We start from the raw sequence: 240 nt of genomic DNA on the forward strand, positions 1-240 counted from the left end.
GCCAAGCGGCAAGGCAAAAGCGGCTCGACCTTCGGTTACAAGGCCCATGTGGGCGTCGACGAAGGATCCGGCCTGATCCGCGCAGTGCTGACCACGCCCGCCAACATCAACGACACCACGCCAGCCGATGGCCTGATCCGCGGCGACGAAGCCGTGGTGTGGGCCGATGCGGCTTACGACACCCATGCCCGACGGGCCCGGCTGAAGGCGGAAGGCAAGAAGCCCCGCATCGCCCGTCGT

The 240-nt window shown here is 67.5% G+C and carries 1 protein-coding gene; it reads left to right on the forward strand.

Features of this window, described 5'->3' with window-relative positions; genetic code table 11:
* Window positions 1-240 (forward strand): transposase (locus QJT78_RS52620; RefSeq protein ID WP_281460994.1); only part of this gene is annotated, 240 nt, incomplete at both ends.

This window comes from Bradyrhizobium sp. Mp27, assembly GCF_029953005.1.
Classification (GTDB): Bacteria; Pseudomonadota; Alphaproteobacteria; order Rhizobiales; family Xanthobacteraceae; genus Bradyrhizobium; species Bradyrhizobium barranii.